Genomic DNA, 6,118 nt, shown 5'->3' with positions numbered 1-6,118 from the left:
AAAACGCGCAAGCGTTCTATCGCAAGGTGGCGGATACGATCAGCGGTAACAAGACGGTAAAACAGGCGGATCTGATCCGCCTGTTGAATCCGATGCTTCGGGGCTGGGCGCAGTACCACAGTCCCGTCGTGGCTAAACAAGCGTACAGTCGCATGGAGCATTTAATGTTTCAGAAGCTCTGGCGATGGTCGAAGCGGCGGCACCCGCAGAAGGGCGCCGATTGGGTGAGAAAGAAGTACTTTCATTCGATCGGTGATCGTCAATGGGTATTCGCTGTTCCTGTGGTAAAGCGGGACGGCAGTAGGGGGTTGCTTGAGCTGTACCAGATCAGCGGCACAGTGATCAAGCGACACTTGAAGATCAAAGCGGAATTCAATCCCTTTGATCCGATATGGGAGCAGTACGGCGAGAAATTGCGGCAGGATCGCATGTGGGAAACAATGCGCTATCGCAGGCGATGGTCCACGCTGTATGTGTCACAGGGCGGGCTGTGTGCGCACTGTGGCACGGCGCTGACGGACGAAACGGGTTGGCACGATCATCATCTAGAGTATCGGATGCATGGTGGCAAAGACACGCTGTCCAACAGAGTTTTGCTTCACCCGCATTGCCACCAGCAGGTGCACGTGGGAAGACTTGTTGTAACGAAGCCGGCTTTATTTTGAATGGAGCTTTGTCTGTAGGCTTGAGCTGTATGCGAGGAAACTCGCACGTACAGTTCTTAGGGGGCCCTTCATCCATAAGGATGTAGGGCTACCCTACCCGGAAAGGTGCGCTGTTCCGGCAGTTGCTTTGGTTGTGATGTGTGAAACGTGGAAGCGTGGCCGAGCGGTTTAAGGCACTAGTCTTGAAAACTAGCGACGGGGTGACTCGTCCGTGAGTTCGAATCTCACCGCTTCCGCCATGAAGCCTTATGTTAAAAGGCTCACAGCGCCATTTGCAGATCTACCCTCCAAACGTCCCGCCAATTCTTAAAGTGTTGTTCAGGCGCAAAACTGCGCTCAGCGGACAGCACCAAAACCGATACCGATAACTACCGGAATTCCGGCGCAGATGCTTCCGCCAATGGCGGAGGTTGTCAATGCACAAGCGTCTACCGATGCGACTACCGGAAATTCCGGTGCTAACACCATGCTCCGAGCATTGCTTCAAGCACTCCCCGAAGGGTATGCGTCGACGTCGTACACTCTCAAATTGAGGTTAGAGCGACGTCGACCCGATGTCGAATCAAACCGCAACAGAGCTAGGCCGGAATTCCGGCTTAGGTCCATCCTGCGTTGCAGGTCATACCCCCGGTAAAGCATTACCGCCGTCCGACCGTGCTCTGTCACAGAGCCGTCGACAGAATCTGTCGCAACGTTTGCAACGCTAGAAGTAACGCACGTAGCGTTACCGAAGCGTTACGGTCGCGTAACGGTTACTGCTCGATGCACTGGCGCCAGTGCGGGTATTGTTCAAAAAAACTGTCGTCCACCTCAACCAGATACCGGATAGGCAAGCTCGTATTCGTGGTTATACCGGGCTCAGGGAACTGCGACACGCGCGGGTCAATGCCGCTGTTGCTCGTCCAGGCAGTCACGTCCTCTAAAAAGGATGCAACTTCCTCATGCGGCACGCGCAATATGATCTGGTTCACAGACAGGTCCTCATTCGAGTGATGGGAAACCATAGTGGCAAATTGCCTTCTAACTTGGAAGGGCTATTTCTGCACCGGCAAAGAATAAGATGTGACGCGTCAGTGACGCAGCGTGACGCGTGGACTCACCGTTAAGCCACCGTTATCCCACGGGTTACCTACGGGATAGCCATGGGTTGTTGTTTTGACAACTGGGGTTGTCGATTCGACAACCGAGGGGGTTGCTGATTCAGCAACCGTTGCTGATTCGGCAATGGGGTTGCTGATTCGGCAACCGAGGGGGCATCGAGGGGGCATCGATGGGCCTTCACCAAAGGGGGGGGTTAGGTGCATCCTTTGGTGGACGCGAACAATTGTAGATCTGGGCCTTCGAAGGGGGATATAAGGGGGGTTACTGTATCGGGAATGGGGGGTACTGAAACGGTAACCCTTGAATACCCGTTGCGTGGGCATTTCGAAAACGGGCAAAGAGATGGCAACTCTTAGAGAAGTACATGGCATGTAACTAGGAGCCGACGAAACTGCGCCCAACAAGTACATGCCATGTATCTAGAAACGCGGCGTCCATTACACGCCATGTACTTATTCAAGCGGCCTTAGATACATGCCATGTAACGGGTGCCCCACTCGGTTTTGCCTTCTTACGGCCGACGACCTTCTTTTCACGGATCAGCGGCTCGACATGCAAGTACGCGCGCCGCGGAAACGCCGACGGCGCCGCGTCCAAGTCTTCGGTAACGTCTAAATCACGCCAGGTGAGTGCGTACCACGATGGCCGGTGCGGGAACGCGCCTTTGCGCGATTCCCAGATGAGACCCTGTTCGATCAGTTCGGCCTTAGCCTTGGTGACGGTGTTCGGCGAGTTCCAGCCTCGTTCCTTCAATTGATCCCAGATGCAGCACAGCCGGCCGTTATTGCGGCCGTTGAATTCCCGGCAGAACTCGAGCAACAAGGCGCGCGCGTAGGCGCTGAGATTGATATAGCCTTGGCTCTCCAGGACCACGTAGGGGATGGCGGCGAACGTCGAGCCGTCGCGCTTCAGCGCATCGCCCTTGTATCGCTTCGATCGTGCCATGCTGGTACCGGTTAATAGACGTCATCATTCGCTGCTGCTTGATTCACAAAGCGTCGGAGCTGCCAATCGCGGATGTTCACCAGCGCCTCGGCCCATTCCTGTGGTGCGAGCGTTCGCCATTCGGGCTCTGGTTTCGGCCAGACGCGCTTGACGCGGAACGCGTCGATATCGTTCCAGGCTGGCGCCGTTGGATTGGCGGTCGCTGCCGGCGTGTAGAGAGCGACGAAAGCGGGCAGGTTCGCAAGCTTTGCCAGCTCGCGGATCACACCCGTAGGCTTCTCCTGACCGATGTCCATCGCCACCTCGACTAGCGCCAACGGCAGCTTGCCAGAGTGGCCATACTCAACGAACAGAACACTGTCGAGGTCGGCCATGGTCAGGGTACGCGCCTGGCGACGGTCGAGAAACCGACTGATTGATTTCTCCCGGTGCCAGACGCCGTATGCCCGGTCGCGGATGAGGTAGCGTTCGGGTGTCATCGCTTCGGGCCCGGCGCTTTCTTGATGGTTCGAATCGCCATCAATAGGTGATGCGACAATTCGTCCAGGAGAGCCTCTAAACGATCGGCGCGATCCTCTGCAGTCTCTTCAACCGACTCAAAAGCATCGGCACGGTAGTCCGCTATATCGACAACATCCGCCAATGGCACATCAGGCAGCGCGATTTCACGACGCCGGCCTGCCTTACGCGCGACATTCATCATATGGACGTTAGACATGCTTCACCCCTACCTTCACGAGGTATGCGACCGCAATCAATGCGGCACCGGTGATGTCGAGCGCTTCCATGTATGTGGGCGCCATTGATGCACGGCGCAGGGCGTCGTGGGTGATCTGGTCTACCAGGACGCCGGTTGAGGCGCCGGTAGTTTGGGCAAGTGCTGCAGTTGTCATGATTCCTTCCTTTCGGGTTTGGCCGGGCGGTTCTTTTCGGTGAACCGTTAATTCATAATGAACCACCGTGGTTCCATTGTCAACACCACCGTGGTCCATTAAGATGTGTAAATGACACGCGAAGACCCACAGATGAAATTGCGCCTGCCGCTCGAGCTAAAAGACGCTCTGACGTTGGCTGCCCAGGAAAACAACCGCTCAATCAATGCGGAGGTGGTCAAGCGCCTCGAGGAAAGCATTGGAGCAGCAGCACTTCAAGGTCGAGCCACAGAGATAGACGACCGGACACTCGATCTTTTCGCGGAAAAGGTCGGCAAGGTGCTGGACGATCGGGAAAAGAAGCGGAAGAAGGTTTGAAGCAGATGGAGGGTGGATGGCGGGTTGTCACAATGTTGTGACTCCCTGTGACGTCTAGCGGCCACCGAGGGTGGAAGTAGGTAAGCTAAGAGCAGAAGCCCCGCGCGCGGCGGGGCTAAGTATTCGGACCATTCTTCTGTTCATTCTTTCGATCTGAAGTACGCACCTAAAATCAGTGTGACGATCGGTGGGAATGATTCTCTTACAAAGCCAAACGCCTCCTTCGTAGAGTCCGAATTGAGAAAAGAAACTTTCGTAACGTACGCCAAGAGTGAAGCGAAGAAAAGAACGGCAAGCCCTAGTAACACCCACTTTGCAAGCCGAAGCCGTTCCTTTTCAACGTCAAATTTCACTTCGCTCCGCGAAAATCCCTCTCCTCCGCTTACCGTCAGATCAATCTCCTTCGGCGGCTGGGACATTTAGACCCCGATCAGCTTGGCAATGACATTCATTTGCCCCTCACGGTCATCAATGACCCCTAAGCTGCGCCCTTTCCTAGACTCCTCGTTTGAGACTTTTGCCAACGACAAGATTCTACGCATCGCTTCCGTTTTGGACACCCCTTCCCGATCTGCAAATTTTTCAATCTCGTCATATACATCATCGGAAACATTTAAGGTAATTTTGGCCATCTTTTCACTCCATTGAAGGTGCATTTTCCCATCAAAAACACACCAATTTGCACTACGTGCAGCAGTCTACGAACGTCCAAGCATATCTGCAAGTGGAATAAATCATGCCAAAACAACGGCTTAATGGCAGATTTGGCGAAAATACACTACATACATGCGTATAACGCAGATGGGTGCGTCTTCGCTGACATCAAGTGATCGCCCCAACGAAGCAGCGCATAAATCATGCCCTAATTACTGCTTTTTTTGAGCTAAATTAGCACCTTAGATACCCATCTTATCGGCGGCTACCCATTTTTCTTAACAATATTGGCCGCTTACGCGGTGGCGGAGCCCGTCTCCGCCGCTAACTACCTGCCGATAAGGCAAAGCGGCACTCCTGCCCGCTCTACCCACCCTAGTCCCGCCATCTAGTCCAATTCCCCATTTTCCGGCTCGCGCGCAACTCGGCCGCCGCGCGAGGAGATCCGCGGCTTGATCTGCCACTCGAGACCCAAGCAAGCGGTGACGATACGCTCGAAAACGATCGCCGGCGCACGCTCGGTATCACTCGGCGACATGTTCTCGACTGTTTCCATTTAAGGTCCCAAAATTGGCGCCGCAGTGCTTCACTCGTGCCGCATCGTATGCATCCGCCGCCTCTTGAGGCGTGTGATATAGCCCAACGAAGACATACCTTCCAGACACGGTTATATAAGCTTCTAGCTTTTTCCCCTTCTTGCGCGTGCGCACACCGCGCGACAACGCACGCGGCTTCATGCGTTTGTGCGCTGCGACTTTTGCGGTTGATGCTACGCAGAGATTTACGCGCCGATTGTCGAGTCCGTCATGGTTGTCGTGAGCAGTAACGAAGCCGGATGGCGCTTCGAGAATCTGCCCGTGCATATAAACCAATCGTGGAGAGGCGGATTCGTCCTTGTGAGACATGCGAGCTGCATACCATGCCTCCGCTACGGTCTTTCGCCGACGTCGGACAGCGAACCACTTATGACGCGACAACGCCTCGTAATCCTCGTCGTCGACGATTGCAACCTTGCCCTGGGTGAGCGGTATCTCTTTCATGATCAAGGAATTTGAACAATCGAGAGAACGTTGGCGTTGGCGCCGACATTCAGCGTCTGAGCGGAAGTGTTCGTTTGGAGTGCCTGAACTGAAAGTGTTTGCCCAGCAGCCAACGAAACTAGTACTGAGAAAGGAAGCAAGGCTAGAGGGGTGGTTGTAGCTTGCACGATGAATATCGGATTGAAGACCGTTACCCCGTTAGCGATTACTAGCGCTTGAAATTGGTTATTGACTGCGCCGCTGGAGACATTAAACATAATTTCTCCCGATACGAGGTAATAACCGGCATTAGGCGCGGTAAATACTCCGGTAGAAGCATTGAAATTGCTTCCTGAATTGACGTTGCCCGCGAATTTCGGATCCCTTAACTGAGTGAGATTATGCCACCCGTTGGTTCTGGGCAGCGTACCAGTCCCGCTCGAACTGCATCGGACTGACGTAGCCCAACGTCGAGTGCAAGCGC

The 6,118-nt window shown here is 54.5% G+C and carries 11 protein-coding genes and 1 tRNA gene; 3 read left to right on the top strand and 9 right to left on the bottom strand.

Annotation, left to right across the window (positions count from 1 at the left end):
* Together ACRXB1_RS28040 and ACRXB1_RS28035 are read left to right on the top strand one after the other, a co-directional pair.
* The coding region (locus ACRXB1_RS28040) for a group II intron maturase-specific domain-containing protein (protein WP_449493883.1) at positions 1-665 on the top strand (665 nt) is incomplete at its 5' end.
* Positions 666-814: 149 nt separating this feature from the next.
* A tRNA-Ser gene (locus ACRXB1_RS28035) sits at positions 815-904 on the top strand.
* 513 nt (positions 905-1,417) lie between these two features.
* Here the strand turns inward: ACRXB1_RS28035 and ACRXB1_RS28030 are convergent.
* The 5 genes from ACRXB1_RS28030 to ACRXB1_RS28010 form a co-directional block, all read right to left on the bottom strand.
* Positions 1,418-1,636, bottom strand: a complete 219-nt coding sequence (locus tag ACRXB1_RS28030) for a hypothetical protein (RefSeq protein WP_449493882.1) — start codon at positions 1,634-1,636, stop codon at positions 1,418-1,420.
* A gap of 586 nt (positions 1,637-2,222) precedes the next feature.
* Entirely contained in the window at positions 2,223-2,711 is a 489-nt protein-coding gene (locus tag ACRXB1_RS28025; protein ID WP_449493881.1) for a hypothetical protein, read from the bottom strand.
* 11 nt (positions 2,712-2,722) lie between these two features.
* Positions 2,723-3,190, bottom strand: coding sequence for a hypothetical protein (locus ACRXB1_RS28020; RefSeq protein ID WP_449493880.1), 468 nt, complete (start codon positions 3,188-3,190; stop codon positions 2,723-2,725).
* Entirely contained in the window at positions 3,187-3,429 is a 243-nt protein-coding gene (locus ACRXB1_RS28015) for a hypothetical protein (RefSeq protein WP_449493879.1), read from the bottom strand. The genes ACRXB1_RS28020 and ACRXB1_RS28015 overlap by 4 nt, the downstream gene beginning before the upstream one ends.
* Positions 3,422-3,604 (bottom strand): hypothetical protein, encoded by a 183-nt coding sequence (locus tag ACRXB1_RS28010; protein ID WP_449493878.1) that lies wholly within the window; start codon positions 3,602-3,604, stop codon positions 3,422-3,424. Before ACRXB1_RS28010 ends, ACRXB1_RS28015 begins: the two co-directional genes overlap by 8 nt.
* 111 nt (positions 3,605-3,715) lie before the next feature.
* On the opposite strand from ACRXB1_RS28010, the gene ACRXB1_RS28005 reads away from it, so the two are divergent.
* Positions 3,716-3,961: an Arc family DNA-binding protein gene (locus ACRXB1_RS28005; RefSeq protein ID WP_449493877.1), complete on the top strand. Its 246-nt coding sequence runs from the start codon at positions 3,716-3,718 to the stop codon at positions 3,959-3,961.
* A gap of 140 nt (positions 3,962-4,101) precedes the next feature.
* Here ACRXB1_RS28005 and ACRXB1_RS28000 read toward each other — a convergent pair whose 3' ends face one another.
* From ACRXB1_RS28000 to ACRXB1_RS27985, 4 genes are all read right to left on the bottom strand, one after another.
* Positions 4,102-4,380 carry a hypothetical protein gene (locus ACRXB1_RS28000; RefSeq protein ID WP_449493876.1) on the bottom strand — a complete coding sequence of 93 codons (279 nt, stop codon included), beginning with the start codon at positions 4,378-4,380 and terminating at the stop codon, positions 4,102-4,104.
* Positions 4,381-4,593 (bottom strand): ribbon-helix-helix protein, CopG family, encoded by a 213-nt coding sequence (locus tag ACRXB1_RS27995; protein ID WP_449493875.1) that lies wholly within the window; start codon positions 4,591-4,593, stop codon positions 4,381-4,383. It lies immediately after the preceding gene.
* A gap of 546 nt (positions 4,594-5,139) precedes the next feature.
* A complete protein-coding gene (locus tag ACRXB1_RS27990) occupies positions 5,140-5,655 on the bottom strand; it encodes a hypothetical protein (RefSeq protein ID WP_449493874.1) in 516 nt (171 codons plus the stop codon).
* 2 nt (positions 5,656-5,657) lie between these two features.
* Positions 5,658-6,118 (bottom strand): hypothetical protein (locus ACRXB1_RS27985; protein ID WP_449493873.1); only part of this gene is annotated, 461 nt, incomplete at its 5' end.

Source organism: Caballeronia sp. M23-90 (assembly GCF_053574605.1).
The sequence above is the reverse complement of the archived record's forward strand: the minus strand, read 5'-3'. Positions and strand labels throughout refer to the sequence as shown.

What these genes read in the sequence shown, in the direction of transcription:
- ACRXB1_RS28025 (WP_449493881.1), bottom strand. Translation starts at nt 2,711, where the DNA reads ATGGCACGATCGAAGCGATACAAGGGCGATGCGCTGAAGCGCGACGGC.
- ACRXB1_RS28020 (WP_449493880.1), bottom strand. Translation starts at nt 3,190, where the DNA reads ATGACACCCGAACGCTACCTCATCCGCGACCGGGCATACGGCGTCTGG.
- ACRXB1_RS28015 (WP_449493879.1), bottom strand. Translation starts at nt 3,429, where the DNA reads ATGTCTAACGTCCATATGATGAATGTCGCGCGTAAGGCAGGCCGGCGT.
- ACRXB1_RS28010 (WP_449493878.1), bottom strand. Translation starts at nt 3,604, where the DNA reads ATGACAACTGCAGCACTTGCCCAAACTACCGGCGCCTCAACCGGCGTC.
- ACRXB1_RS28005 (WP_449493877.1), top strand. Translation starts at nt 3,716, where the DNA reads ATGACACGCGAAGACCCACAGATGAAATTGCGCCTGCCGCTCGAGCTA.
- ACRXB1_RS28000 (WP_449493876.1), bottom strand. Translation starts at nt 4,380, where the DNA reads ATGTCCCAGCCGCCGAAGGAGATTGATCTGACGGTAAGCGGAGGAGAG.
- ACRXB1_RS27995 (WP_449493875.1), bottom strand. Translation starts at nt 4,593, where the DNA reads ATGGCCAAAATTACCTTAAATGTTTCCGATGATGTATATGACGAGATT.
- ACRXB1_RS27990 (WP_449493874.1), bottom strand. Translation starts at nt 5,655, where the DNA reads ATGAAAGAGATACCGCTCACCCAGGGCAAGGTTGCAATCGTCGACGAC.